17 protein-coding genes are annotated in these 26,075 nt (G+C 62.9%); 6 read left to right on the top strand and 11 right to left on the bottom strand.

Features of this window, described 5'->3' with window-relative positions:
* The first annotated feature begins 148 nt into the window (after window positions 1-148).
* From NWI_RS05595 to NWI_RS05585, 3 genes are all read left to right on the top strand, one after another.
* Window positions 149-5,548 (top strand): hypothetical protein, encoded by a 5,400-nt coding sequence (locus tag NWI_RS05595; RefSeq protein ID WP_011314382.1) that lies wholly within the window; start codon window positions 149-151, stop codon window positions 5,546-5,548.
* Window positions 5,549-5,839: 291 nt separating this feature from the next.
* The gene (gene dgcA, locus NWI_RS05590) at window positions 5,840-6,841 is read left to right on the top strand and encodes an N-acetyl-D-Glu racemase DgcA (protein WP_011314381.1); all 1,002 of its coding nucleotides are present in this window, start codon (window positions 5,840-5,842) and stop codon (window positions 6,839-6,841) included.
* A gap of 192 nt (window positions 6,842-7,033) precedes the next feature.
* Entirely contained in the window at window positions 7,034-8,143 is a 1,110-nt protein-coding gene (locus tag NWI_RS05585; RefSeq protein WP_148203790.1) for a hypothetical protein, read from the top strand.
* Window positions 8,144-8,289: 146 nt separating this feature from the next.
* Here the strand turns inward: NWI_RS05585 and NWI_RS05580 are convergent, their stop codons facing one another.
* Window positions 8,290-9,102 (bottom strand): UDP-2,3-diacylglucosamine diphosphatase, encoded by an 813-nt coding sequence (locus NWI_RS05580; protein ID WP_148203919.1) that lies wholly within the window; start codon window positions 9,100-9,102, stop codon window positions 8,290-8,292.
* Window positions 9,103-9,254: 152 nt separating this feature from the next.
* A complete protein-coding gene (thiD, locus tag NWI_RS05575) occupies window positions 9,255-10,067 on the bottom strand; it encodes a bifunctional hydroxymethylpyrimidine kinase/phosphomethylpyrimidine kinase (protein ID WP_041345420.1) in 813 nt (270 codons plus the stop codon).
* Window positions 10,068-10,318: 251 nt separating this feature from the next.
* On the opposite strand from thiD, the gene NWI_RS05570 reads away from it, so the two are divergent.
* Both NWI_RS05570 and NWI_RS05565 read left to right on the top strand, forming a co-directional pair.
* The gene (locus NWI_RS05570) at window positions 10,319-10,564 is read left to right on the top strand and encodes an Lrp/AsnC ligand binding domain-containing protein (protein WP_011314377.1); all 246 of its coding nucleotides are present in this window, start codon (window positions 10,319-10,321) and stop codon (window positions 10,562-10,564) included.
* A gap of 76 nt (window positions 10,565-10,640) precedes the next feature.
* Window positions 10,641-11,066, top strand: a complete 426-nt coding sequence (locus NWI_RS05565) for a CHRD domain-containing protein (RefSeq protein ID WP_011314376.1) — start codon at window positions 10,641-10,643, stop codon at window positions 11,064-11,066.
* A 19-nt stretch (window positions 11,067-11,085) separates the two neighbouring features.
* On the opposite strand, the gene NWI_RS05560 is transcribed toward NWI_RS05565, so the two are convergent.
* The 6 genes from NWI_RS05560 to NWI_RS05535 form a co-directional block, all read right to left on the bottom strand.
* Complete coding sequence (locus tag NWI_RS05560; protein WP_011314375.1) at window positions 11,086-13,377, bottom strand: xanthine dehydrogenase family protein molybdopterin-binding subunit; 2,292 nt, start codon at window positions 13,375-13,377, stop codon at window positions 11,086-11,088.
* Between the two features lie 118 nt (window positions 13,378-13,495).
* Window positions 13,496-15,022 carry a murein biosynthesis integral membrane protein MurJ gene (gene murJ, locus NWI_RS05555; RefSeq protein ID WP_011314374.1) on the bottom strand — a complete coding sequence of 509 codons (1,527 nt, stop codon included), beginning with the start codon at window positions 15,020-15,022 and terminating at the stop codon, window positions 13,496-13,498.
* Between the two features lie 43 nt (window positions 15,023-15,065).
* Window positions 15,066-16,214, bottom strand: coding sequence for a DegT/DnrJ/EryC1/StrS family aminotransferase (locus NWI_RS05550; RefSeq protein WP_011314373.1), 1,149 nt, complete (start codon window positions 16,212-16,214; stop codon window positions 15,066-15,068).
* Between the two features lie 15 nt (window positions 16,215-16,229).
* Window positions 16,230-17,267: a Gfo/Idh/MocA family protein gene (locus tag NWI_RS05545; protein ID WP_011314372.1), complete on the bottom strand. Its 1,038-nt coding sequence runs from the start codon at window positions 17,265-17,267 to the stop codon at window positions 16,230-16,232.
* 220 nt (window positions 17,268-17,487) lie between these two features.
* A complete protein-coding gene (locus NWI_RS05540) occupies window positions 17,488-18,930 on the bottom strand; it encodes a mannose-1-phosphate guanylyltransferase/mannose-6-phosphate isomerase (protein WP_430691780.1) in 1,443 nt (480 codons plus the stop codon).
* 139 nt (window positions 18,931-19,069) lie between these two features.
* A complete protein-coding gene (locus NWI_RS05535) occupies window positions 19,070-20,089 on the bottom strand; it encodes an NAD-dependent epimerase (protein ID WP_011314370.1) in 1,020 nt (339 codons plus the stop codon).
* A gap of 281 nt (window positions 20,090-20,370) precedes the next feature.
* Here NWI_RS05535 and NWI_RS05530 point away from each other — a divergent pair, with 281 nt between their 5' ends.
* Window positions 20,371-21,330 carry a lysylphosphatidylglycerol synthase transmembrane domain-containing protein gene (locus NWI_RS05530; protein WP_041344831.1) on the top strand — a complete coding sequence of 320 codons (960 nt, stop codon included), beginning with the start codon at window positions 20,371-20,373 and terminating at the stop codon, window positions 21,328-21,330.
* A 9-nt stretch (window positions 21,331-21,339) separates the two neighbouring features.
* On the opposite strand, the gene NWI_RS05525 is transcribed toward NWI_RS05530, so the two are convergent.
* The 3 genes from NWI_RS05525 to rfaD all read right to left on the bottom strand — a co-directional run bounded on the left by NWI_RS05525 (window position 21,340) and on the right by rfaD (window position 26,029).
* Window positions 21,340-23,283, bottom strand: coding sequence for an SDR family NAD(P)-dependent oxidoreductase (locus NWI_RS05525; RefSeq protein ID WP_011314368.1), 1,944 nt, complete (start codon window positions 23,281-23,283; stop codon window positions 21,340-21,342).
* Between the two features lie 68 nt (window positions 23,284-23,351).
* The gene (gene rfaE1, locus NWI_RS05520; protein ID WP_011314367.1) at window positions 23,352-24,818 is read right to left on the bottom strand and encodes a D-glycero-beta-D-manno-heptose-7-phosphate kinase; all 1,467 of its coding nucleotides are present in this window, start codon (window positions 24,816-24,818) and stop codon (window positions 23,352-23,354) included.
* Window positions 24,819-25,048: 230 nt separating this feature from the next.
* Window positions 25,049-26,029: an ADP-glyceromanno-heptose 6-epimerase gene (gene rfaD, locus NWI_RS05515; RefSeq protein WP_011314366.1), complete on the bottom strand. Its 981-nt coding sequence runs from the start codon at window positions 26,027-26,029 to the stop codon at window positions 25,049-25,051.
* Window positions 26,030-26,075: the final 46 nt, after the last annotated feature.

Below are 26,075 nucleotides of genomic sequence, written 5' to 3'. Positions count from 1 at the left end.
GCTAAGCCAATAGGATGTTGGGGGGAATGACCGACAACGGGCGGTGGCGATCGCCGCGCCTGGAACCAGCTTGGGGCTCGGGTCGGCGACCGGACTTGCAGCGGCGGCGCAAACTTGCGGGTTGCGTAACACGAGGGCGTGGACTGAGATGGCGAACAATCCCAAGAAGGTCAAAGATCCAACGGAAGTCGCTCTCTCCGCCATACAGGAGGCGCTGAGCGTCGGCGAAACGTCCGCCGCCGTCGACCTGGATCAGGTTGCGGCCCGTCACGACGGCGCCCCGCCGGTCCCGCCCGCCAGCCATGTCGACGACAGACCCGGCGCCCATGCCTCGATTGATCGGCCGGTCCTTGAAACCGCTGAGGGATCCCGCTTCTCGCGACGTCCCGCCAATGACGACCGCGAAACGATCGGCCAGATCCTTCAGACCCTCCAGAAGAGCGGCCCGTCCCGCAACGTCTACACCATGGCGACGCTGTTCGCCGGCATCTGGATTCTGGGCGCCGGTCTTCTGACGATCAGCTTTTTACCGTCGCTACAGGCGGCCCTCGGCCAGGGCAGCGGCGGCACGCTCGCTCTCGCGGGACTGATCGCCTTGTTTTTCGCTCCGGTGCTGCTGTTCTACTTCCTGGCCCATATGGCGTGGCGCGGCCAGGAATTGCGCATGATCGCGCAGTCGATGGCCCAGATGGCGATCCGGTTCTCCGAGCCGGAAGGCCTGGCCAGCGATTCGGTGGTGACCGTCGGTCAGGCGATCCGGCGCGAAGTCGCCGCGATGGGCGACGGCGTCGAGCGCGCCATCGCCCGCGCCGGCGAGTTGGAGGCCCTGGTCGCCAACGAGGTCGCCGCGCTGGAACGCGCCTATTCCGACAACGAGGTGCGGATTCGCGCCCTGCTCCAGGATATCGCCCATCAGCGGGACAACCTCGTCGGCCAGGCCGAGCAGGTCCGCAACGCGATCTCGGGTGTTCAGATCGACCTCCGGCAAGACATCGAGCTGATCAGCGACGCCATCGCCTCGCGCGTCGAGGAAGTCGCAAAAGGCATCACCGGGGCGCTGGAAGAGCGCGGCGATCACATCACGACGGCGCTGAGCAATGCCGGCGACAACATGATTTTCGCGCTCGGCGAACGAGGCGGCGACTTGCTCGACCGGCTGGAGGAAGCCAGCGCCCAGACCGCGCGCGCCGTTCTCGACGCCAGCGAACGCCTGACCAGCAGTCTGAATTTCAAGACCGGTCACGTTCACGACGAGTTCGTGGATCTGGCCGATCGCGTCCATGATATGCTCAACGAACGGATCGACCGGATCACGGGCGAATTCGAGCAGAAATCGGCATCCATCGTCGACAGCATTTCAGACCGTACCGAACAGGTCCACGACGCGCTGAAAAATTCCAGCGAATCCCTGCTGCTGGAACTGGAGCTTCGCGGCAGCGACCTTGCCAGCAAGGTCGATGATGCGGGAAATCGGCTGGCAAGCCGGATTTTGTCGTGCGGCGACAAGGCGAGCGAAGCACTCGACGTCACGGTCAACAGCCTGGTGGCCAACGTCGTCAGCCAGACCGAAACCGCGCACGATACGCTCAGCCTTCAGATGAACGCGTTCGATCAACTGGTGAAAGACCAGGGCGCCGAGCTCGCGGAAAAATTCGCGCGCGACAGCGGCACGCTGGGCGCCCTGATCACCCGCCACATCTCGGAGTTTGATCGCACGGTGAAGACGTTCGGCGCGGAGATCGTCGACCGTCTCGGCCAGCGCACCGAAGATATCGCACAGAGCATGAAGAACTATGTCGATACCTTCGATACGCGACTGACCTCCAACGGAGGTGAGATCAGCGCGGTGCTGGATCAACACCTGGCGAGATTCGAAACCTCGGTGCGGTCGCGCGTCACCAATCTTGATTCCGCGTTCGACGCCAAGATCAAGTCGTTCGACGAATCCGTCAACGGCCGCCTGAAAACGCTGGAGCAGATCTTCGATACGCGCGCTCTATCGGTTACGCAGACGATCGATAGCCGCCTCGTCACCCTCACCTCGTCGCTGTCCGATGGCGCCGCTCATGCGATCGGCTCGATCGAGAGTCGCCTGAACCACCTCACGACATCGCTGACGGAAGGCGCGACGCAGGCCGTCGTGGCGCTCGAAGGGCGCATCTCAGGGGTGACCGACGCTATTGACGACCGCAGCGCATACCTCGCGGATACGATCACGGCGCGATTCCAGGAAATCCATCAAGGTCTCGACGAGCGCGTGAGCTTCGTCGCGACCGCGATCGACACGCGGGTCGCGCAGTTCGAGGACCTGCTCGGATCGCGGGTCGAAGCCGTGGCGGGCCGCTTCGAATCGAGCGGGCGCGAGGCCAGCGACATCCTGCTCGCGCGCGCCGAGGAGCTGTCGTTCGGGATCAAGTCGCATGTCGAGGATGCGGAACGTTCGCTGACCAATCTGGTCGTCAATACCAGTGAAACCATTCAGACCGGCACCCGCTCCGCCCAGCAGGCCCTGCTTTCTATTTCGACCGATGTGGGCGCTCAGCTTCAACTGACCTCGACCGAAGTCGAGCGCGCGCTGACCACCGCCGGAACAGCGGCGGCCGACTCCATCCTCAGCAGCGCCCGCGAGGCGCAGACGACGCTGATCAACTCATCCGCAGAGACCGCAAGTCAGGTCAAATCCCTGTCAGCGGAGATCGAGCAGACACTGACCGCTGCCGGTACCAGTACGGCGGATTCAGTTCTCGCCGGCGCGCGCGCGGCGCACACCACGCTGGTTTCCGCGTCATCGGATGCCGCAAATCAGGTCAAATCGCTCGCGAGCGAGATCGAGCGCACGCTTTCGACCGTCGGCTCCGACGTCGAACGCATGCTGTCCGCGGCCGGAACGTCGACCGCTGACACGGTCCTGTCGAGCGCGATGGAGGCCCAGACCACGCTCGTCAAGGCTTCGACCGACACCGCAAGTCAGGTAAAATCGCTCGGAAGCGACATCGAGCGGACATTGACGGCAGTAGGCGCCGATACCGCCGCAGCCATTCTTAGCAGCGCGCGGGAAGCCCAGGGAACCCTCACCACCACCTCGACCGAAGCCGTCAATCAGGTCAAGTCGCTTGCAAGCGACATCGAGCAGACCTTGACGACAGTGAGCGCGGGCACCGCCGCCGCCATTCTCAACAGCGCACGCGAAGCCCAGAGCACTCTCACCTCCACCTCGGCCGACACGGCAAGGCAGGTCAGATCGCTCGCAAGCGACATCGAGCAGACCTTGACGACAGTGGGCGCCGATACCGCCGCCGCCATTCTCAACAGCGCACGCGAAGCCCAGACCACCCTCACCAGCACCTCGGCCGATACCGCAAGCCAGGTCAAATCGCTTGCGAGCGATATCGAACAGACGTTGACGACGGTGGGCGCAGAGACCGCGGCCGCGCTTCTCGGCAGCGCACGGGAGGTCCAGAGCACACTTACCGCCGCTTCCGCCGACTCAGCCAATCAGGTGAAGGTGATCTCGTCGGACATCGAACGCACGCTCCACGCCGCAGCGGCGAACACCACCGAAATCATTCAGGCGAGCGCACAGAGTGCGCAAACCTCTCTTGTCTCGGCGTCGAACGAAATCAGCATCAAGGTCAAGTCTGTATCGACCGATGCCGAGCGCTTGATCTTCGCGGCGAGCGGCAGCTTCGGCACCACGATCACCGGCAAAACGGACGAAATCGTCAATTACGTCCAGCAGCAGACCGATCGTCTTTCACAGATGCTCGACAGCAAACGAGGGTCTTTGATCGAAGCTCTCGGAAGCAAGGCCGACCAGCTCAACTCCGATATCGGCCGCGTCACCGACGACGCCCTCAAGACGATCGAGGCCAAGGGCGAGAACTTCTCTCAATCGATCGCCGCCAATGGCTCCAACGTGGTCCGCACCATCACCAGTGCGGGCGAACTGGCAACAGGCGCGATCAGCAAATCGTTGAAGGATCTCGAGGAGGCATCCCGCTCCGCCATCGATCAGTCAAGGCAGGCATCCATCGCCGCCGTCACGGAGATGCAGGAGACCAGCAAGATACTGCGCACGGATACGGTCGCGCTGTTTGAGCGGCTGCGCGAAGGCAACATCCTGCTTCAGGAGGTCCTCACCGGGGCGCACGAAAATCTCAATTCGCTGGAGCGCACGCTCGTCACGCGCGTCGCCGACTTCGTATCCACGATGAGAGAGGTTACCTCACAGAGCGGCCTCGCGACCCAGTCGCTTGAGGAACAGTTGACGACGTTCAACACTAAGACATCAAAGGCCCTCGATGATCTTGGCTCATTGTCAACCCAGTTCGAGACTCATGGAAAGGCTTTGATCGAAGCCGCAGCGCGTGTCGAGCAGAGCAACCAGAAAACCACGACCTCGGTCGAGGAGCGCAAGTCGGCGCTGGAATCGCTCGTGACAACGATCGACCTGCGAACGACCGACTTCGACCAGCGATTGACTCGCTTTACCAGCTTGCTGGATGAATCGCTCGCCGCCGCCGAAGAGCGCGCCCGCGATATCGCGCGGGTGGTGGCTGAAACCGCCGGCGCGGGATCGGCTGCGATCAACAGCCAATTCGAGGCCGTCCGGGCGGCGGCCGAGAACGAACGCCGCCTGACGTCGGAGTCGATGAGCGAGATCTGCAAGAAAGCCGGCCAGGAAGCGGAATCGATGCTCAGGCAATCCGCCGACAGGTTCGCCGCGCTGGTGCAGAGCATGAAGCAGATGACGGCCGAAATGCACAGGGAACTGGAGACGACGCGCGGCGAGCTTCGCCGGGGCGTGCTCGAGATGCCTCAGGAGGCGGCGGAGAGCACCGCTCAAATGCGCAAGGTGATCGTCGATCAGATCGAAGCGCTTGCCGAGTTGAACCGGATCGTCGCACGTCATGGCCATGGGTTCGACGTCGTCAGCAGCGGGCGGTCCAGTTCTCAGCGCGAGGCGGAGCCGGTGATGGCCGCCGCTGGCCGGAGCGCGGCGAAAGTACGCTCCGCGTCGCGCATGCGCGACAACGGCAATACGGCGCCCACGCCGGCGCCAGGCGCGCAGCCAGCCCGCCGCACGGAGCAGACCGCCAAGCCGCCGGTCGCTGACGGGGACGGCTGGCTTTCGGATTTGCTGAACGACGCCGATACGGCAGAACGCGACGTCCCGCGGGGGCGACAAGCATCGCCTGCTGCTGCGCCTGCGAATCCGCTGGATTCCCTGTCGCTCGATATCGGCCGCCTGATGGACCGCAAGCTTGTCGGCGAGATGTGGGACCGCTATCAGCGCGGTGAACGCAACGCCTTCACAAAGCGGCTCTACACGCCGGCTGGTCAGAAGGCGTTTGACGAGGTCGCCCGCAAGTATCGCACCGACCGTGCTTTCAAACAGACGGCGGACCGCTACGTCGCCGAATTCGAACGGCTGCTGGACGAAGTTGCACGCGACGAGCGGGAACCCTCGGTGATACGCGATCATCTGATATCGGAGACCGGCTTGGTCTATACCCTGCTTGCGCATGCGGCGGGACGGCTGGCATAGCCTGCGCTTCGCCCAGCAAACGGAGGCTCCACCTCCGTTTGTGGACGACAGCAGGCGGATGAGATCGCGATCCCGAGATCGAGCCCACGGTTGATGTCGCCAAGGGATGCCCCAAGGGCAGAGCGTGCGGGCGAGACCATCGCCTTGCGCAACCGCGCCCAGTGTGGGATCGTCGTCCAACATCAATTCCGCACAGCATCTCTGCTGACATGATGCGGAACGTCAGCGCCGGCTCGTTGGATTTATCTTTCCCCGACACGACCGGCTTGCGGTGCATTCGGACCTGCCAGCTTGGAAACATTGTCGAACGACGTAACCACGCTTCGGTGCCGCATCGAACGATGGCCGATCGCGGGGAGTTTCAGGATCAGCCGGGGTGCCAAGACCGAAGCGGTCGTGGTTGTCGCCGAAATCAGCCGGAGCGGCCATACCGGACGCGGAGAATGCGTTCCATATGCCCGTTATGGTGAAACGCCGGAGGGTGTTCTCGCTGCCATCCTCGGGATGCAGAAGCCTCTCGCCGCGGGCCTGGATCGTCGATCACTCGCATCCGCGATGCCTGCTGGCGCGGCGCGCAACGCCCTGGACTGTGCGCTGTGCGATCTGGAGGCCAAATGCGGCGGCCAGCGGATCTGGACACTCCTGAATCGTCCGGCGCCCTCCCCTCGCTCCACGGCCTACACGATCTCGCTCGGCTCGCCCGAAGCCATGGCGGCGGCGACCGCGCGAGCATCGCGTCGGCCTCTCCTCAAGATCAAACTCGGCGGCGACGGCGACCCCCAGCGCATCGCCGCCGTTCGCAAACAGGCTCGCGAATCAGAGTTGATCGTCGACGCCAACGAATCATGGACGCCTCATAATCTGGAGCGAAACCTCGCAGCCTGCGAGGCGGCGGGCGTCACGCTGGTCGAACAACCCCTTCCCGCAGGCAACGACGAAGCGCTGGCGCGCATTCGCAGACCGATCGCTGTCTGCGCCGATGAAAGCGCCCATGACCGTGCATCACTCGACAGTCTTCGCGAACGCTACGACGCCATCAACATCAAGCTCGATAAGACCGGCGGCCTGACCGAAGCGCTGGCCATGGCCGACGCGGCCCGAGCGCTGCGTTTCGAGATCATGATCGGCTGCATGGTCGCGACTTCGCTATCGATGGCGCCCGCCATGCTGATCGCGCAGCACGCCCGTTTCGTCGACCTCGATGGGCCGCTGCTGTTGGCTCGCGATCGTGACGACGGCCTCCGCTATGATGGCAGCACGGTCTATCCGCCAGACGCGGCGCTCTGGGGCTGATCCGCCGGACGCTCACGGGACGTCAGAGGATGGCGCCGGCAATATCTCGGGAGCGGCAAGCAGCGAAGCGCCCGCCGCCCGGACACGGCGAATGGGGATTTCTGATTCGGACCGCGTCAATTCAATTGCGATTCAGGCCGGATCATGGTGATCGTTACAGCGACGCGAAATGATTTACGCGATGAGTTTGCCATGGCCGATGAAGCTTTCGCCCTGTCGCCGATTTCCGCCAGCGCCGCGCCGCTCGGCGAGGCGGACTTCGACGCCATCCGCGAAGCCTTCATGGAAACATCGAGAGGCCGGTGGTTTCTCGCCGAATACGCCAGGCGCAACCGCAGCGCCGATACGGCGATGGTGCTCGATGCCGTGGCGCGCATCGAGCAAACGATCGAGACTCAACAGCAGGCGGCGCCCGCCGACGCATTGCCCAAGGCGCTCGCGGCCATCAGGAAAAGTCTCATCGAGGCCAGAACGACCGCAACCGCGGCGCTCGACAAACGGGTGATGAACGATGCACTCGTCCCGATCCACAACGGCGTGCGCATCATTCGCGAAATCTCGTGGCGTTGGCGCGAGATCGGCGGAGACAGCCGGATTTGCGATATTCTCGATTCGCAGGCCGACGCAATCGAGAAGGCTCATTCGCAGCTTGCCGCCAGAGACGATATGGCGGCGCTGCATTCGGCGTTCAGCGTGATCGAGACCACGCTCGATGAATTGTGGAACTGTCCCGCCCCGACGGCCCCCCCGTCCCGATCCGACGCCGCGCCACCGGAGACGATCAATGAGATCGTCGCCTTACCCGAAGAAGCAGCGTCTCACGCGCAGGCAGTAGCGGAAGTTATCGCCAGCGAACCAGAGAAGGCGGCGATTGCACGCGACGCGCCGGTCGATGCCACCGGCGAATCGATGACGACAAACCATGGCGAAGACGCACACGCCGCCGGGCTCAGTGAACAGGATACGGCGCACGACGATGCCGTGCTCGACATGATCGCGCTTGAAATGGGAGCGCCCGATCTCGAAGAACCCGAGACGGGCCTTGTCAGTACGGGCCTTGCCAGTATTGAAAGACCGGAAACTCCAGATCTGGTGCCGGACCCCGAACCGATCGCGGACAACTTGAGCGAGCATCCTGATCGCGAACCGGAGCCCGAGGCGAACTCCGTGAACCCCGCACCAGCTTCACTTGGCGCCTCGCTGCTGGCGAGCGGAGTTGTTTCAAGTCCCACGCCGCGTTCCGATCCGATGGCTCCGTTCAAGCGCATGACCCAGGCGGAAAAGATCGCGTTCTTTTCGTGAGCTTCCGTCTTTCCATAACAGATTGCGAAGGCGGGTCACGAAACGCGAGCCCGGAAAATCGCCGCTTGGCTATAGCGCCGGTCATGGCCGGCAGCCCGCGCTCGGTGGCGTGCGGACGCCAGGCATCGGGCGGTCCGTATGAAAATCTACGCCGCCCGCGCGCTTACGGGCAAAACAGGCGACGAACGGGGCAACGGATCGGCCCATGTGATGATCTCAAACCGACCGTCCTCATGTTCGGCAAGCGCGGTGCAACTCTCCACCCAGTCACCGCAGTTCATATAGCGGATGCCGTGCTCGCTGCGAATCGTGGCGTGATGGATATGGCCGCAGATCACGCCGTCGGCGCCGTGACGCCCCGCCTCGCTGGCGAGCGTCTGCTCGAACGCGCCGATGTAATTCACCGCGTTCTTCACCTTGAACTTCGCCCATTTCGAAAGCGACCAGTATGGGAATCCGAATGAGCGGCGGAACGCGTTGACCAGGCGATTGACACGGATGGCGAAATCATAGGCCTTGTCGCCGAGAAGGGCGAGCCACCGCGCGTTCTGAACCACCAGATCGAAGATATCGCCATGGATGACGAGATAGCGCCGCCCGTCAACGCCGGTGTGGATCGCGTTCTCGACGACCTCGATGCCGCCGAAATGCGTTCCGTAGTAGGACCTCAGGAACTCATCATGATTCCCGGGCACGTAGGTGATGGTCGCGCCCTTGCGCGCCTTGCGCAGCATCTTCTGGACGAAGTCGTTGTGCGATTGCGGCCAGTGCCAACTCGACTTCAGCGCCCAGCCATCGACGATGTCGCCGACCAGATAGATCGTGGCGGCATCGTGATACTTGAGAAAATCCAGAAGCTGATCAGCCTGAGAACCGCTGGCGCCGAGATGAACATCGGAGATGAACAGAGTCCGGAACCGGCGATCCGGCTTGACATCATCCATCGCATAGCTCCCCATGAGCATGGGGTAACACGACGCCATGACAAGGCAATGACAGGCGCCAGCCCGGATGGCTGCGCCGGTCGGCTACTGCGTTTCGATCGAAGCACGTCCTCGGGCTTAACCCGGAGATGAGTGACCTCTTCGCGGGAGTTCCGCTTCCTGGTCGATCAGAAGCGAAAATGCTCGAACTGGTGAAAATGATGGATCGGTCCGTGGCCGCGACCGATGTTCAGCCGGTCCCCGGCCGCGATCGCCGCCGTGACGTAAGCCTTCGCTCCGCGCACGGCGGTTTCCATGCCGTCGCCTTTGGCCAGACCTGCGGCGATGGCTGACGACAGCGAACAGCCGGTGCCGTGGGTATTTCTGGTGACGGCACGCGGGGCGGCGAACGTCATCGCTCCCTGGCGGGTGACAAGATAATCGATGCTCTCGGGGCCGTGCATGTGCCCGCCCTTGATCAAGACCGCGGCACAACCGAGTTCCAGCAGCCGCTGGCCCTGCCGCACGATGTCAGTCTCTCCCCCGGCAACGGGTTCATCGAGCAGAACTGCGGCCTCCGGAAGATTTGGCGTCAACAGTTGCGCTCGCGGAACAAGCATGCTGCGCAATGCCTCGATCGCATCGGACTCCAGCAGATGCGCTCCCGAGGTCGCGACCATCACCGGATCAAGCACGACATGAGCGGGTGCCCAGCGCGACAGGCCGGCTGCGATGGCATCGATCACGGCGACCTGGGCGACCATCCCGATCTTGAGCGCTCCGACATCGAGATCGCCGAAGACCGCGTCGATCTGCGCGGTTACGAAATGCGCCGGAACGTGATGGATGGCGGCGACGCCTTGCGTGTTCTGCGCGGTCAGCGCCGTAATGACGGACGCTCCATAAACACCAAGCGCGGCGAATGTCTTGAGGTCGGCCTGGATTCCCGCGCCGCCGCTGGAATCGGAGCCGGCGATGGTCAAGGCAACAGGGACTGTCATCATCGTCTCGCGTAACGGCGTCGGATCACGCCAGCATAATGATCCTAAAGTCTTTCACCGCTTCATGGAAACGGTGAAGGACCTAGAGCGGCCGCCTGTCAAATGGAATCAGCGCCGCCGCTCCAGTTAATTGATTGAGCATCGGATTTATCCCGAAACCGGTTCCCACTTTCGGGTCCGATGCTCTAGCTTTATGTATCCACCCCGCTCGAGGACGCTATATTGGCGCGTCGTCTTTTCGGAGATACGCGATGGTCCCCTTCTTCGTTCAGTTCAAGTGCAAGCTCGGCCAATCCTACGCTGTCGCCAACGCGCTTGCCGAAGCCGAGATCGCCTCGGAAATTTATTCCACCGCCGGGGACTACGACCTGCTGGCGAAGTTCTATGTCGATAACGCCACCGACATCGGGCACTTCATCAACGAAAAGGTGCAGGTCATTCCCGGCATTCAGGACACCCACACCATCATCACCTTCAAGGCGTTCGGGGCGAAGTAACTGCTCCCGACGAGGAACAAGCGGCAGCAATTCTCGTTGGAACCTGCATCACCTGAAATCCGCTCGGGAGAAAACGATGCAAGCCAACACGGGTCTTCTCGCCGTCCTCACCCTCGCCGTCGCTGTCACAATCGCGGGTCAGGCGTCCGCCGAAAAGCTGAAAGCCATGCTGAACGGCGCATCCGAAGTGCCCCCCAACACCAGCAAAGGCAGCGGGACGCTTGACGCTCACTATGATGCCGCGTCCAAAAAGCTGGCCTGGAAGCTGACCTATTCCGGTCTGACCGGTCCGGTAACGGCCGCACATTTCCATGGGCCGGCGGACGTCGGCCAGAATGCGGGCATTGTAGTTACGATCCCCGAAGCGACGTCCAGCCCGTCGGAAGGCAGCGCCACGCTGACCGACGCCCAAGCCGCTGACCTGCTGGCCGGCAGGTATTATGTCAACGTCCATACCGCGGACCATCCCGGCGGCGAAATCCGCGGGCAGGTCACGAAGTAGGCTTTCCGGCCCTATTACTTCACAAGCGTCGCTGAGCGTCCCGGATCGCCGTCCAGACCCGTTCCGGAGTCGCAGGCATGTCGATGTGGTCGATTCCGTACTCCCGCCACAAACCATCGATGATGGCATTGACCACCGCCGGGCAGGAACCGATGGCGCCCGCCTCGCCTGCTCCCTTGATCCCGAGAGGATTGGTGGCGCAGGGAACGTTGCGGGTCTCGAATGTGATCGAGACCCCGTCGGCCGCGCGCGGCACCGCATAATCCATCAACGTTCCGGTGACAAGCTGCCCATCCGCATCATAGACCGTCTGCTCCATAAGCGCCTGGCCGATGCCCTGCATGGCGCCGCCATGGACCTGCCCCGCCAGAAGCAATGGATTCAACGTCACGCCGAAATCGTCGACCACCACGTAATTCACCAACTCGATCTTTCCAGTCGCCGGATCGATCTCGACTTCCACGACATGGGTGCCGTTGGGATAAGTGCCGTCGGCGCTGCTGAAACTCTCGTCGGCGGTCAGCTTCGACAGATCAGCGCGCTTCGCGAGGTCGGCGAAGGAAACGAAGCGGTCCGTGCCGGCGATACGGATCGAACCGTCGCTGATCTCAAGGTCGGCGGCGCTGGTTTCGAGCGCCTCGGACGCGATCTCCCGAAGTCTGACGCCGAGCTTGCGGGTTGCCCGCTCGACGCTGACGCCGCCGGAGGGAATCGAACTCGATCCGCCGGTACCGAGTCCGGTGGTGACCACATCGGTATCGCCCTGCTTCATGTGAACCCGCTCGGGAGGTATCCCGAACTGATCGGCGATAATCTGCGCATAGGCGGTGGCATGGCCCTGCCCGGTTGATTGCGTGCCGATCAGCACCGTAACGTCGCCGTTGGCGTCAAGCCGCACATCCGCCCGCTCGCGCCCCATGGTGCCGCAGACCTCGACATAGGTGGCCAAACCGATGCCACGAACAAGGCCCCGCTCTTTTGCAGCCTCGGCCCGGCCGGCAAACTCCCGCCATTTCGCGATCTCCATCGCGCGCGCCATGTGGGCCGCGAAATCGCCGGAGTCATAGATCTTGCCCGTCGCGGTCCTGTACGGCATCGCCTCCGGCGGAATGAAGTTTTTGCGCCGGATCGCATCCGGCGTCATGCCGATCTTGCGTGCCGCGGCATCGACCAGCCGCTCCACGACATAGGCCGCCTCGGGCCGGCCTGCGCCGCGATAGGCATCGACCGGCACGGTGTTGGTGAACACCGCGCGGACACGGCAATGAAATGCCTGGATATCGTAGAGGCCCGGTAGCATCCCGGCCCCGCTATAGGGAATGTCGGGACCGAAGGTCGATAGATAGGCGCCCATATCTCCCATCAGATCGACATCCATGCCGAGGAACCTGCCGTCGCCGGCCAGCGCCATGCGCGCGGTGGTGACGTTGTCGCGCCCCTGCGAGTCGCCGACGAAATGGTCCGACCTCTCCGCCGTCCATCTGATCGCCGTGTGAAGTTTCTTCGCGGCGACCGCGATCAGCGCATATTCGCGATAGGGAAACAGCTTGGTGCCGAATCCGCCGCCGACATCGGGACAGATCACGCGCATCTTTTCCAGCGGTATCCCCAGCACGTTCTCGCAGAGAATCTCACGCAGGCGATGGCTGCCCTGGCTGCCGACCGTCAAGGTCAGATGGTCTCGCCTCGCGTCGTACACGCAGACCGCGGCGCGCGTCTCCATATAGTTGGTGACGACGCGCGGGTTGACGATCGAAATCTCGGCCACGGCATCCGCCGCGGCGAAAGCGGCATCGGCCGCCTTCCTGTCGCCGAGCGAAACGTCGAACAAAACGTTGCCGGCGTGATCGGGCCACACCTGAGGCGCGCCATCCCTCACGGCATCGGCAACGCCGACGACGGAGGCCAGCGGCGTCCACTCGACCTCGATCGCCTCCAGCGCGTCGCGCGCGCGCTCGACCGTATCGGCCACCACAAAAGCGATGGCGTCCCCGACATGCCGCACTTCATCCTTCGGCAGGATAGGATATGGCGGCGCAATGAAAGGCTGGTCCGGCAACTCGACCTGACAGGGCAGGCCCCCGAGATCGGCGACATCTGTCGCGGTGAGGATCAGGGCAACCCCCGGCAAGCGACAGGCGCGCGACACATCGATCCTGTACGCCGCATGAGCATGGGGTGAGCGCAGCATCAGCGCATGTAGCGCATCGGGCGGCGCGTGATCGTCGGTATAGCGCCCCTTGCCGCGAATGAAGGCGTCGTCTTCCTTGCGCCGGACGCTCTGGCCTATGCCGAACTTGACGGGAGCCATTTTTACGGGAGCCGTTTTATGAAAGCCATGGGAACTCCAAGCTATCGTCCCGGATCACCGCAATAGTGCAGCGGAACAGCACCGAGCGCAATGTTCGCGCGGCTCGCTGAAACGGTCGCTAGCCCCGCACCAGCGATTTCAGCCAGCGCGGGCCGAACAGCAGCAGGATCGTACCGGCGTAAACGATGGCTCCGACCACGATCAGCACCCCGAGCGCCGCTTCGTCGCGCATCACGCTCCAATGCGCAAATTGCCCGGAGGCGAAGTGCGCCGTCAACCACAGCGCCGCTGCGAGCAGCGCGCCCGCGATCAGGAACCTGCCGAGCGAGATCAGCAGCGGGCGGCGGATCTCGATGTAACCCGCCCGTGCCGCAAAACCGAGCACGAGCAGCAGGTTGATCCAGGCGCCCGCCGCCGTGGCGAGCGCCAGGCCGACCTGCGCCAGCGAGCCCATCAGAGCCACCTTGAGCACGAGATTGACCCCGAGCCCGGCAAGCGAGGCCTTCACCGGCGTCGCGGTATTCTTGCGCGCGTAGAACGCAGCCACCGCGCTCCGGATCAGAACGAAGGGGATGAGACCGACGGCGTAGGCGGCGAGCGTCGCGCCGGCGGCCGCCGCATCCGCCGCGGAAAAAGCGCCGCGCGCGAACATCGCCCGCATGATGACATCAGGCACGGTGAGAAACGCCGCAATGAACGGGATCGAGAACAGCAGCGAGAATTCGAACGCCCGGCGCTGCGACGCCATCGCGCCCGCAAGATCGCCGCCCGTGATCCGCCGCGACATTTCCGGCAGCAGCACGGTGCCGATGGCGATGCCGATCACCCCGACCGGCAGTTGATTCAACCGGTCGGCATAATACAGCGCCGACAAGGCGCCGACCGGGAGAAAGGTGGCGATGATGGTATCGGCGAACATCGCCAGTTGCGTTCCCATGGAGCCGACGGTCGCGGGCCCGAGCGCGCGAAAGAAACCGCGCACGTCGGCGTCGAGCGTCGGACGCGTCAGCCGGGGCATCAGGCCGTGACGCGCGGCGTCGGCCGCCAGCAGAAAATATTGCAGGACCCCGGAGAGCAGCACACCCCAGGCCGCCGCGTGCCCGGCGCTCGGAAAGAAGGCCGCCAGCGCCAAGGCCATCATCATCGACAGGTTGAGCAGGATCGGAGCGGCCGCAGCACTGGCGAAGCGGTGCATGACGTTCAGCATCCCGCCATACAGCGTCACCAGCGTGATCAGCAGCAGATAGGGAAAGGTGATCCGCGTCAGCGAAACGGCGAGTTCGCCGCGAGCCGGGTCATCAACGAAACCGGGCGCGAGCAGCGCTATGACCTGCGGCATGAACAGCCAGGCGATCGCCAGCAGGACCATCTGCGACAGCAACAGCAGCGTGAAGATGCGGCTGGCGAACAGTTTCGCTGAAGCCGGGCCACCGCCGGAGACATGCGCGTAAGCGGGCACGAACGCGGCGTTGAAAGCGCCTTCTGCGAAAATCGCCCGGAAATGATTGGGCAATCGCAGCGCCACGAAGAAAGCATCCGCGACCGGCCCCGCGCCAAGAATCGCCGCGAGCATGATGTCGCGCGCAAACCCCGTGAGCCGCGAGAGCAACGTATATCCGCCGACGGTGAAAATGCGCCCAAGCATCCGGCGTTTCTACAGGATAGCCCTGCCGCGCAAAATGCCGAAATCAGCTCGCAAGCGCGGCGCGCACGGCCTCGATGATCCGGCCTTGAGTTGATTCATCGAGATAGGGGTGCATCGGCAGGCTGATCACTTCGGTCGAAAGCCTTTCGCTGACTGCAAGACCCCCGCCTGCGACCGGGAAACTCCGGTAAGCGGTCTGTTGATGCAGCGACCTCAAATAATAGATCGCGGTCGGAATGCCCTGCGCCTTCAGCGCCGACGCCAGCGCGTCGCGTCGCCCGTTCGGCGCCCGGATCGTATACTGCGCCCATACCGAGGTGCGATCCGGCGCCACGCGAGGAACGATCGCAACCTGCCCGAGCCCTTCATTGTAGCGCCTGGCAACCGCATCCCGCGCTGCGATCTCCTCAGGAAATATCTTGAGCTTTTCGATCAGGACCGCCGCCTGCATGGTATCGATGCGGCCCGTGAGACCCAGCCGCACGTTATCGTACTTGTCGGCCCCCTGACCATGCACGCGAACGCTGCGCAACGTTTCGGCCAAATCAGTATCGTCGGTGAAGATCGCGCCGCCGTCGCCGTAGCAGCCCAGCGGCTTGGCGGGGAAGAAACTGGTCGCGGTCGCAAGCCCGAACCTGCCCAGCCGCTGCCCTTTGTAGCTCGCGCCAAAACCCTGCGCGGCGTCGTCCAGAACAAACAGCCCCTCGGCCGCGGCGACCGCCGCGACCGCATCATGATCCGCGGGCTGGCCGAACAGATCGACCGGAATAATGGCCCGGGGTCTGAGACCCTGGCTTCTCGCGACGGCGATGCCGTTCTTGAGCGAAGCGATATCGATATTGAAGGTTGTCTCATCGACATCGACGAACACGGGTGTCGCCCCGAGCAGCGCCACGACCTCGCCGGTCGCGCAGAACGTAAATGTCGGACAGATCACCGCATCGCCGGGGCCGACTTTCTTCGCCAGCAACACCATCAGCAGCGCATCGGTGCCGCTCGCGCAGGCCACCACATGCTTCGCGCCGCTGAAGGCCGCAAGATCGGCCTCCAGACGCGCGACCTCCGGACCGTTGATGAACTGACAATGCGTCAGCACACCCGCTATGGCGTCGTCAATTTTTTTGCCGAGACGACGGCGCTGTTCGGCGATGTCGATGAATGAAATCGCCGGTGAAGGCATGTGTTGCTGCATCTGTCCTCCGGATGATCAACCGGCGGCGCGGCGCGCCGTCTCCACCGGCGGAGCGACGGGAGGCTCATCCTGGAGGCACTTGATCGCGATCTCGAGGCTGGCGACGCCTTCCGCGCCGCCCACGGCCGGGGCCTTGCCCGAGCGCACCGCATCCACGAACGCGATCAGTTCGGCCCGCAGCGGTTCATCGTGACCGACTGGAAGATGCCGCATGGAGTAGCTGCCATCCGGCTGGAAACCGAAACATTCCGTGACCTGCCGGGTCAGCAGATCGCCCATCACATATTTGCCGCGGGTTGCGACCGTGACGTTGCGGGCCTTGAAGGGCGTCAGCCAGTTCGTATTGATGTGCGCGAGAACGCCGGATGCGGTCCGGAACTGAAGCAGCGCGATATCCTCCCGCTCGGCGACCGCGCAGGAAAGCTGGGGCTGAACGTCGATGATCTCGGATTCGGTGAACCAGCGGATCAGGTCGATGTCATGCACGGCGAGGTCGATCACGACGCCGACATTCGACATGCGCGGCGGAAACGGCCCGACGCGCGTGATCGCGATCGAGAGAATGTCTTCACCCCTGATCGCCTGCTTGATGGCGGCGACCGCCGGGTTGAAACGCTCGACATGGCCGACCATCAGGGTCAAGCCCGCCCGGCGCGCCGCCGTGACGATCTGGTATCCCTCATCGACCGTCGAGGCGATCGGCTTCTCGACCAGGACATGAACGCCGCGCGCGATACAGGCCAGCGCGAGTTCGCAATGAAGATGCGTCGGCGCGGCGATGGTCACGGCGTCGACGCCCGCGTCGAGCAGTTCATCGAACGTTCCGAAAGTTCGGCACCCGATCATCTCGGCCGCGCGGGCCCGGTGCCCCGGCAGGGGGTCAACGATGCCGATGAGCCTGACGCCCGGAAGACCGGCCAGCACCCGGCCGTGATTGCTACCCATGACGCCTGCGCCGATCACGCCGACGCGCAACACACGTTCGGACGCTGCAGTTTTCAATGCAGATGGCTTTAGTGCAGCAGTTTTCAGTGCAGACGCCTTCGAACTCATCAGGTACCCCAAAAATCCACAGCCTGAGCACCCCCGAACCCGACCGCACGCTCTCTCTAGCACGCCATAACGACAGAGGCGATTAGAGGAGCAACAATCCCAACACGTTTTGATTCAAAGAATTACACGATACTCTGACCGGTAGAACGATGATTGGATGACCGGACATAGCCTGGAAAATGTATCCACAGATTAGCCGATTCGGCTCCCGGGCCGTAGCTCAGTTTCGCCGATAATCATCCTCGATCCGCACGATATCGTCGTCGCCGAGGTAACTTCCGGTCTGCACTTCGATCAGTTCCAAGGGAATCTTGCCCGGATTCTCCAACCGGTGGACGGCTCCGATCGGGATATAGATCGATTCGTTCTCGTGCACGATCTTGACGAGATCATCGACCGTCACCCTCGCCGTGCCGCGCACCACGATCCAGTGCTCCGAGCGATGGTGATGTTTTTGCAGCGACAGCCGGTCGCCGGCCTTCACGGTGATGCGCTTGACCTGATGCCGCTCGCCCCTGTCGATCGACTGGTAAGCGCCCCAGGGCCTGTGGACCCGCAGATGTTCGTCCGTGACCTGTGGAGCCAGGCTCTTCAATTTCGTAACCAGGCGTTTCAACCCGTTGGCGTCCTTCTGGCGCGACACCAGCACGGCATCCTGCGTGGCGACCACGACGAGATCGTCGACACCTTCCAGCGCGACCAGCGCCTTATCGGTCGCGACATTGCAGTTGCGGGAATCCTCGAACACGGCGATCCCCTGCGCCGCATTGCCCTGCCCGTCCTTGTCCGACAACTCCCAAACCGCATGCCACGATCCGACGTCCGACCAGCCGCAATCGACCGGCACCACGGCGGCGCGAGTGGTCTTTTCCATGACGGCGTAATCGATCGAAATCGCCCGCGCCCTTGAGAAAGCCTCCGGATCAAGAATGACGAAACCCAGATCCCGGCCGGCACGGGATACCGCGTCGGTCGCAGCAGAGACGCTGTCCGGATCGACGTTGCGATATTCATCCAGCAGAACCGCCGCACGGAACATGAAGTTGCCGCTGTTCCAGAGATACCCCGCATCGAGGTAGCCGGCGGCGGTCTGTGGATCGGGCTTTTCCACAAACGTCGTCACCTCCCGCACCTCACCCGCAATCGCCGGACCAGGGTTGATATAACCGTATTCGGTCGCCGGACGCTGCGGCCGGACGCCGAAGGTCACGATGCGGCCGCCATTGGCGGCAGCCAGACCCTGGCGGCAGGCGGAGACGAACGCTTGGGTGTCGCGAACAACGTGGTCCGCCGCAAGCGCGAGTACGACCGCCTCGCTGTCGCGCATCTGCGCGAAGGCGGCTCCCGCGGCGATCGCCGGCCCAGAATCGCGGCGCGCCGGCTCCAGCAGGATGTCCGCTTCGAGCCCGATCTCGGCAAGCTGCTCAAGAACCATGAACCGGTAGGCGGCGTTGGTGACCACGATCGGCCGTTCGAACAGCACGGGGTCGGAAACCCGCCTCAGCGTATCCTGAAACGTCGAACGCGGCCCGAACAGCGGCAGAAACTGCTTCGGACGCCCCTCCCGCGAGGCTGGCCACAGCCGGGTCCCCGCGCCGCCGCACATGATGAGCGGGACGATACGCTCACTCACAACACCATCTCCACATGCTGATTTGTCCATCCCGGTTCCGACGTTCGCAGACCCTTAATCCAGCCATTTCCATGCGAACCCAGGATCAAAGGCGAACCCTGGATCAAAGGACACCACAAGCTTTCCGACGAAAGCACCCGATCGGATCATGAAAACCCCGACAGCCGCATCAACTGACCCGATGATACCGACAATACCAGTCGGCAAAACGATGGATACCATCTTCCAGCGAGGTCGAGGGACGGAAACCGACGTCACGGGCGAGGTCATCGATGTCCGCAAACGTCGCCTGTACGTCGCCGGGTTGCATCGGCAGCAATTCCTTTTGCGCGGATCGTCCGAGCGCCTTCTCCAGAAGAGCGACGACGCCCATCAACTCCGCCGGCTTGTTGTTGCCGATATTGTAGATTCGCCATGGCGCCGAACTGGTCCCCGCATCCGAGGCATCGCCCGACCAGCTTGCATGAGGCTGTGGAGCGCGATCGATCAGGCGGACAACGGCTTCCACCACGTCATCGACGAACGTGAAATCCCGCTGCATGTTGCCATGGTTGAACAGCTTGATCGGCTGCCCCCCCACGATCGCATCGGCGAACTTGTAGAGCGCCATGTCGGGACGATACCAGGGGCCATAGACCGTGAAAAAACGCAATCCCGTCGTCGGAACGCGGTAGAGGTGACTGTAGGCGTGCGCCATCAATTCGTTCGACTTCTTCGTCGCCGCATAGAGGCTGATCGGGTGATCGACATTGTCATGAACGGAAAAGGGAAGCTTTGTGTTCGCACCGTAGACGGAGGACGATGACGCAAAGAGCAGGTGCGGACAGGAGGCGTGCCGACAGCCTTCGAGAACGTTTGCAAACGCCGTGAGGTTGGAATCGACGTAGGCGTGGGGATTCCGCAACGAATATCGCACCCCCGCCTGCGCGGCGAGATGGAGCACGACCGAAAGATGATGTTCGGCGAACAAGGCGGCCGTCGCCTCGCGATCGGCCAGGTCGGACTTGACGAAACGGAAGCGCGAATCCCCGCGCAGGATCTCAAGCCGGCACTCCTTGAGCGCGGGATCATAATAATCGTTGAGACTGTCAATGCCGACAACCCGATGCCCCTGTTTCAGGAGCCGGGCGGCGACGTGAAACCCGATGAAGCCCGCCGCGCCGGTAACCAATATCGGATGATCCGGCATTTCGTTCCTCAAGAATTTCGTTCCTCAAGAGATGTGACCGCTCGGGAAAGGTGAGGCGCGGCCCGCGAGGTTATAGCGTTTTCGACCGAAGTGGGTACCGGCCGCGTGAAGAAAACGCGTCAAATCAAAATCCGAGAGCCTCGTTATCGACGGTATCGCGGGACCGCAATACCCTGCCGCGCGCCACTGTTGCCAGAGGCAACCCAAAACCATACCAAGATGGGAGCTCCATTGTCCCGAAGAGCCCGATGGCCAACTTAACCGCGGCACAGACGAGCGCAATGCGCCAGATTCTGCTTTCAACGGCAAAAATACTGATTTCGGCTGCCTTGCTTTACCTTGCGCTCCGCAAGGTCGACATTTCCGACCTGCTCTCTCGCCTTGGCTTCACCAGCGCCGTCTGGATTGCGCTCGCCATTGCCGCCACGCTGTCGCAGGTGTTCGCCAGCGCCCTGCGGTGGCGGGAGATCAGCGCCGACTGCGGCGCCAGCCTCTCGGTCGCGCAGGCGGTGCGCTATTGCATGATCGGCTCGTTCTTCAACCAGACCCTGCCTTCGTCGATCGGCGGCGACGCCATGCGGCTCTGGCTGGTCGGACGTGGCCCGGCCGGTTGGCGGGCGGCGGCCTATTCGGTCTTCGTCGACCGCGCGATCGGCCTGGTCGCGCTCGGCCTGCTGATCGCCGCGAGCCTGCCCTGGAGTTTACGCTTGATCAACGACCCCCAAGGCCGGCTGGCGCTGCTGTTCGTCGATCTTGTTGCGCTCGCGGCCGCGGGCGGCTTCCTGCTCCTCGGCAGGTTGCACTGGCGCTGGCTCGGACGTATCCGCGCCGTTCACCATCTTCGCACCTGCTCGGTCATCACCAACCGCGCCATCTTCAACCGAGAACGCTGGCCGAAAATTACGTTTCTGTCGCTGCTCATCCATTTTCTCGCCGTGGTGATCGCATGGTGCGTGGTGAAGGCGATCGCCGCGCCCGTCCTTTTCAGCGAGATTTTCCTGCTTGTGCCACCGGTCATGCTGATCACGATGCTGCCGATCTCGATCGCCGGATGGGGCGTGCGCGAGGCGTCCATGGCCCTGACGTTCGGATATGCCGGGCTTGCGACCGGCGAGGGCGTCAATGTCTCCCTGTTATACGGCGCGGTTTTTCTGGTCGTCGGCGCGCTCGGGGGACTCGTCTGGATTTTCAGCGCCGAAAGGAGCCGGAAAGGATCGATCGCAGTCGAGAGCACCGAATGACGCCGCGATTCATCGCGGCATATCGGGCGCAAGAGGCGATGTTTGCGCGGGCTGCCCGCCGAACTCCGGCACGGCGTCTTTCAGGATCGAGCGGATCGCCAGCTTGTTGTCGCTCGCGACGGCTTCCTTGAGCACCGCGATCCACTCACGGATCGTCTCCATCGGCGGCTCGTTCGGCTTTGCCGCCAGGATCCCCGGTAAGCCGATCTCGATCGTCGGCTCCTCGCTGGCGAACAAGATTTCGTTCATTCGTTCGCCGGGCCGAACCCCGGTAAAGACAATCTCGATGTCGCGGTGAGGCTGCAAGCCGGACAGGCTGATCATGCGTTCGGCAAGATCGATGATCTTCACCGGCTGGCCCATGTTCAGGACATACACGGATACGTCATGTCTTTCCGGCATCGCCGCATGGCTCGCCGCGGTAATGACGAGATCGCAGGCTTCGCGGATCGTCATGAAGTAGCGAACCATGTCCGGATGCGTGACGGTCACCGGACCGCCCGCCTCGATCTGCGCCTTGAACTTCGGCACCACCGACCCGTTCGACGCCAGCACGTTGCCGAAACGAACCGAAATCAGCCGCATCGGAACCTTGCCGGCCGCCCGCACCGCCAGATCGCGATCCAGCGCCTGACAATACATCTCCGCGAAACGTTTGGTCAGCCCGAGCATCGACACCGGTTCGATCGCCTTGTCGGTGGAGATCATCACCATGGACTCGGCGCCCGATGCCAGCGCTGCATCGGCGACGTTGACTGAACCGAAAATGTTGGTCTTGACGCCCTCGTCCCAGTCCCGTTCGAGAATGGGAACATGCTTGAGCGCAGCCGCATGAAACACGATATCAGGCTTGAATTCGTTCATCAAACGCATCAGCCGCTCGCGATCGCGAATGTCGGCAACACGACCTTCCACCACGGCGGCCCGGCTGGAGGCGGCGAGTTCCTCCACGATCGCGTAGAGCGCCGGTTCGGAATTCTCGACGATCAGCAGGCGGCTCGCGCCGAACGTCACGACGCGTTTGCAGATTTCGGATCCGATCGATCCGCCGCCGCCGGTCACGACAACCGACTTGTTCTTGATCAATCCTTCGAGCCGCTCATAGTCGATAGTGCGGCTTGGGCGCAGCAGAAGGTCTTCAACGGCGACCGGCGTGAGGCGCGGAATCTCCCCTCCCTCCCCGAGCGAGGGCAACCGGCTTACCTTGAGTCCAAGTCTGCGGCCGTGGGCGAGAATCGCTTCGGGCCGGGCATCCGGTTCGAACGCTGAAGGCGTCATGATGATGCGCTTGATCGGCTCCTGCCGCTCCGCGATATCAGCTATCACCTCCTCGAGTTCGTCCACTCCGCCCAAGACTGAAACGCCGCGTATCGTCTGGCCGATATCGGCCGGCGACGGCGACAGCAGGCCGACCGGACGCAACTGCTTCACCGCTCCGCTCTCGACCGAGCGGAAAAGTATCTCGGCATCCGCGGCGCGGCCGACCACGATCGCAGGCGTCGCGTCATCGGCCTTTACGTGAACCAGAGTCCGCCTGTAGCGGAAGTATCGATAGGTGGAGCGCGTGGCCGCCAGAAGAAGAATCTGCAACAGCCAGTAGAGGATGATCGTCTTTTTTCCGAGGAAGAACGCACCGTAAAACTCCGGCGCGATGACGACATAGTCGAAGACCAGAATGACAAGCGCAAGAAGCGTCGAGGCCTTGACGATATTGAGGGCATCCAGAAGCGAAAAAAATCGCCATTTTGCCGTGGTCAGATGGAAAACATACAAAACAATCGCGGCGACGGCCAGAAAGTAGGGCAGCACCTCGATCAGCAACGGCAGACGAGCGGTAAAGGCGGAATACTCAAAACGGAAATAGCAGCTCACAAACAGAGCGGCCACGACCGCCACCAGGTCATGCAGCGCAATCAGGGCGTTTCGGAGCGTGAATTTTCGGCGGAGGTTCATACGTCGTCCAGATCGTCAGAGGCGGAAAGTCATTGGGATACGGGGAAGCGCCGGTCGAACACGATCGATCATGCCCCTCCGGCGCGCTTCACCAGCGATGTCGTGCTGAATCCTTGCAGGATGTCGATCAGAATAACCTCGCCGCCTCGTGCAGTCACTAGCTCCTGACCGACGACTTGCTCAAGAGAATAATCCCCGCCCTTGACGAGCACGTTCGGCTGGATTCGCCCGATCAGGTTCAGCGGCGTGTCTTCCTCGAAGATCGCGACGAGATCGACGGCTTCGAGCGCGGCAAGCACTTCCGCGCGCGCGCGCTCGTTCTGGATCGGACGGCCCTCGCCCTTCAGCCGCTTCACGGACGCATCGCTGTTCAATCCGACAATCAGCCGATCGCACGCAGCCCGCGCGCCGGTCAGCACCTTGACGTGGCCGGGATGCAGGATATCGAAGCAGCCATTGGTGAAGCCGATCCGCAGACCCTGTTCACGCCATGCCGTCAGGTGTTGATCAAGGTCGCCTGCCGATCGCGCGATCTTCTCCTCGGCGGCCAGGGAGGCCGGCGGCAGGATATTGCGGCGCAGTTCCGCGAGCGTGACGATCGCGGTGCCACTCTTGGCGACAGCGACGGCGGCCGCCGCGCTCGCCGTCCGCAACGCGGCTTCCCAGTCCGCGCCCGCCGCGAGCGAAACCGCGAGCGTGGCGACGACGGTGTCGCCGGCGCCCGTCACATCGCGGACCTTGACGGTGTGAGCGGGAACATGAATGACCTCGCCCTCGCCCGGCACGAGCGTCATGCCGCGCTCGCTTTGCGTCACCAGCAAGGCTTCGCATTCCGCGATCCGCATCAGGTCTCGCGCAGCCTTCGCAAGGCTTGCCTGATCATCCGCGCGGCGACCGGTTGCGTCCGTGAATTCCTTGCTGTTTGGCGTGAGGAGCGTCGCGCCGCGATAGATGCCGAAATCGGCGCTCTTCGGATCGACGATCACGCGCTTGCCCAACCGGCGCGCGCCGTCGATGACGCTGCGGATCACCCGCGTGGTCAGCACTCCCTTGGCATAGTCGGACAACAATACGATGTCGGCGCATGGCAGTTGCGGCAGAATCGCATCGATCAGGGCCTGCTCCACCTCCCCCGACGCCGGAGCAAGCGTTTCCCAATCCGCGCGCAGCATGTGGGTCGAAAAATGCTCCGAAACGAAACGCACCTTGCGCGTCGTCGAGCGCGCCGGATCTGAAATCAACAACGGCTCGATCAGGCGTTCCCGCGAAAGCGTGTCCCGCAGCCTCGCGCCCGCGTCATCCTCTCCGGCCAATCCGACGAAGATGCAGCGCGCGCCGAGCGCGGCGATGTTGCGCGCCACATTGCCGGCCCCGCCGACGTTGGTTTCGCTTCGCTGAACCGCGATGACCGGGGCCGGAGCCTCCGGCGAAATCCGCGAAATTTCGCCGTACACGAACTCGTCGAGCATCAGGTCGCCGACACAGAGCACCGTCTGGCCGGAAAACGCATTAGACAAGCCGTCAAAATCGATCATCAAACCCTTCACTCGTTGCTAGAGCGTTTTCGAGCGAAGTGGATGACCTGTTCGCGTGAAGAAAACGCGTCAAAACAATATCATAGAACCCCGCTTCTGATTCAAACAGAAGCGGAAAGGCTCTGGCAGTCTGGTCCAATCGCGTTGAACCCGTCCCAGGCCCTGTCCTTCGGTCGAGCACGATCTTATCCGACAACCGGTTCGACTTTCCGGGATCATGCTCCAGCGCATCAGCGAAAGCGATCGTCGCGATCGAGATAGCCTTTGACATAGGCATCCACGGCTTCTTCCAGAGGCGTGAAGCCGCCGTTATAGCCCGCGCCTTGCAAGCGGGCGACATCGGCCTGCGTAAAGTACTGGTAAGCGCCGCGAATCTGTTCGGGCATATCGATATATTCGATGTTCGGCCTTGCGCCGAGCGAAGCATAGGCCGCCGTCATCAGGTCGCGAAAACTACGGGCCTTGCCGGTTCCTACATTGAAAAGGCCGCTCACGGAAGGCGTGGCCAGCAGCCACATCATCACGCGGACGACGTCGTCGACGTAGATGAAGTCCCGGCGCTGATCGCCGTCGGCGATGCCCCCCCGATGCGACTTGAACAACTGCACAGGACGACCCGCCTTGACGTCGTCGAAACGACGCGTCAGCACGCTCATCATGGAGCCTTTGTGATACTCATTCGGTCCGAACACGTTGAAGAACTTCAGGCCGGCCCATTGCGGCGGCAAAGCACCGCCTTGGGCGGCGCGGCCCACGACGGCCATGTCGAACAGGTGCTTGCTCCAGCCGTAGAGATTCATCGGCCGTAGCGCGCGCAACGCGGCCAACGATTGATCGTCGCGAAAGCCCTGCGCGCCGTCGCCGTAAGTCGATGCCGACGAGGCATAGATGAAAGGCGTCGCGGTCCCGGCGCACCAGTCGAGCAATCGCAGCGACAGCCGGAAATTGGTCTCGATGACGAGATCGCCATCGGTCGCGGTCGTCTCGGAGATCGCGCCGAGATGAAAGACGGCGTCGAGGCGGCGGCCATCGAGCCAACACGTCAGTTCCGCGGGCGGAACGACATCCGCAAGCTGCCGTTTGGCGAGGTTGCGCCACTTGCCGTCATGCCCCAGCGCATCGCACACAACCACATCGCCTCGCCCGGCGTCATTCAACGCGGCCACGAGATTCGATCCGATAAAACCGGCGCCTCCGGTTACAAGCAGCATGATGTCCCCGTCCCGAATATGCGCCTGCTTTGTAGTTGGATCAGAC

Origin of the sequence: Nitrobacter winogradskyi Nb-255, assembly GCF_000012725.1 — a bacterium.
Classification (GTDB): Bacteria; Pseudomonadota; Alphaproteobacteria; order Rhizobiales; family Xanthobacteraceae; genus Nitrobacter; species Nitrobacter winogradskyi.
The sequence above is the reverse complement of the archived record's forward strand: the minus strand, read 5'-3'. Positions and strand labels throughout refer to the sequence as shown.

Coding starts and splice junctions, on each gene's coding strand:
- NWI_RS05535 (WP_011314370.1), bottom strand. CDS start 20,089: ATGCCGGATCATCCGATATTGGTTACCGGCGCGGCGGGCTTCATCGGG.
- NWI_RS05545 (WP_011314372.1), bottom strand. CDS start 17,267: ATGAGTTCGAAGGCGTCTGCACTGAAAACTGCTGCACTAAAGCCATCT.
- NWI_RS05595 (WP_011314382.1), top strand. CDS start 149: ATGGCGAACAATCCCAAGAAGGTCAAAGATCCAACGGAAGTCGCTCTC.
- NWI_RS05570 (WP_011314377.1), top strand. CDS start 10,319: ATGGTCCCCTTCTTCGTTCAGTTCAAGTGCAAGCTCGGCCAATCCTAC.
- NWI_RS05530 (WP_041344831.1), top strand. CDS start 20,371: ATGCGCCAGATTCTGCTTTCAACGGCAAAAATACTGATTTCGGCTGCC.
- rfaE1 (WP_011314367.1), bottom strand. CDS start 24,818: ATGATCGATTTTGACGGCTTGTCTAATGCGTTTTCCGGCCAGACGGTG.
- thiD (WP_041345420.1), bottom strand. CDS start 10,067: ATGACAGTCCCTGTTGCCTTGACCATCGCCGGCTCCGATTCCAGCGGC.
- NWI_RS05540 (WP_430691780.1), bottom strand. CDS start 18,930: ATGGACAAATCAGCATGTGGAGATGGTGTTGTGAGTGAGCGTATCGTC.
- NWI_RS05525 (WP_011314368.1), bottom strand. CDS start 23,283: ATGAACCTCCGCCGAAAATTCACGCTCCGAAACGCCCTGATTGCGCTG.
- NWI_RS05565 (WP_011314376.1), top strand. CDS start 10,641: ATGCAAGCCAACACGGGTCTTCTCGCCGTCCTCACCCTCGCCGTCGCT.
- NWI_RS05585 (WP_148203790.1), top strand. CDS start 7,034: ATGGCCGATGAAGCTTTCGCCCTGTCGCCGATTTCCGCCAGCGCCGCG.
- NWI_RS05580 (WP_148203919.1), bottom strand. CDS start 9,102: ATGGGGAGCTATGCGATGGATGATGTCAAGCCGGATCGCCGGTTCCGG.
- murJ (WP_011314374.1), bottom strand. CDS start 15,022: ATGCTTGGGCGCATTTTCACCGTCGGCGGATATACGTTGCTCTCGCGG.
- NWI_RS05550 (WP_011314373.1), bottom strand. CDS start 16,214: ATGCAGCAACACATGCCTTCACCGGCGATTTCATTCATCGACATCGCC.
- NWI_RS05560 (WP_011314375.1), bottom strand. CDS start 13,377: ATGGCTCCCGTCAAGTTCGGCATAGGCCAGAGCGTCCGGCGCAAGGAA.
- rfaD (WP_011314366.1), bottom strand. CDS start 26,029: ATGCTGCTTGTAACCGGAGGCGCCGGTTTTATCGGATCGAATCTCGTG.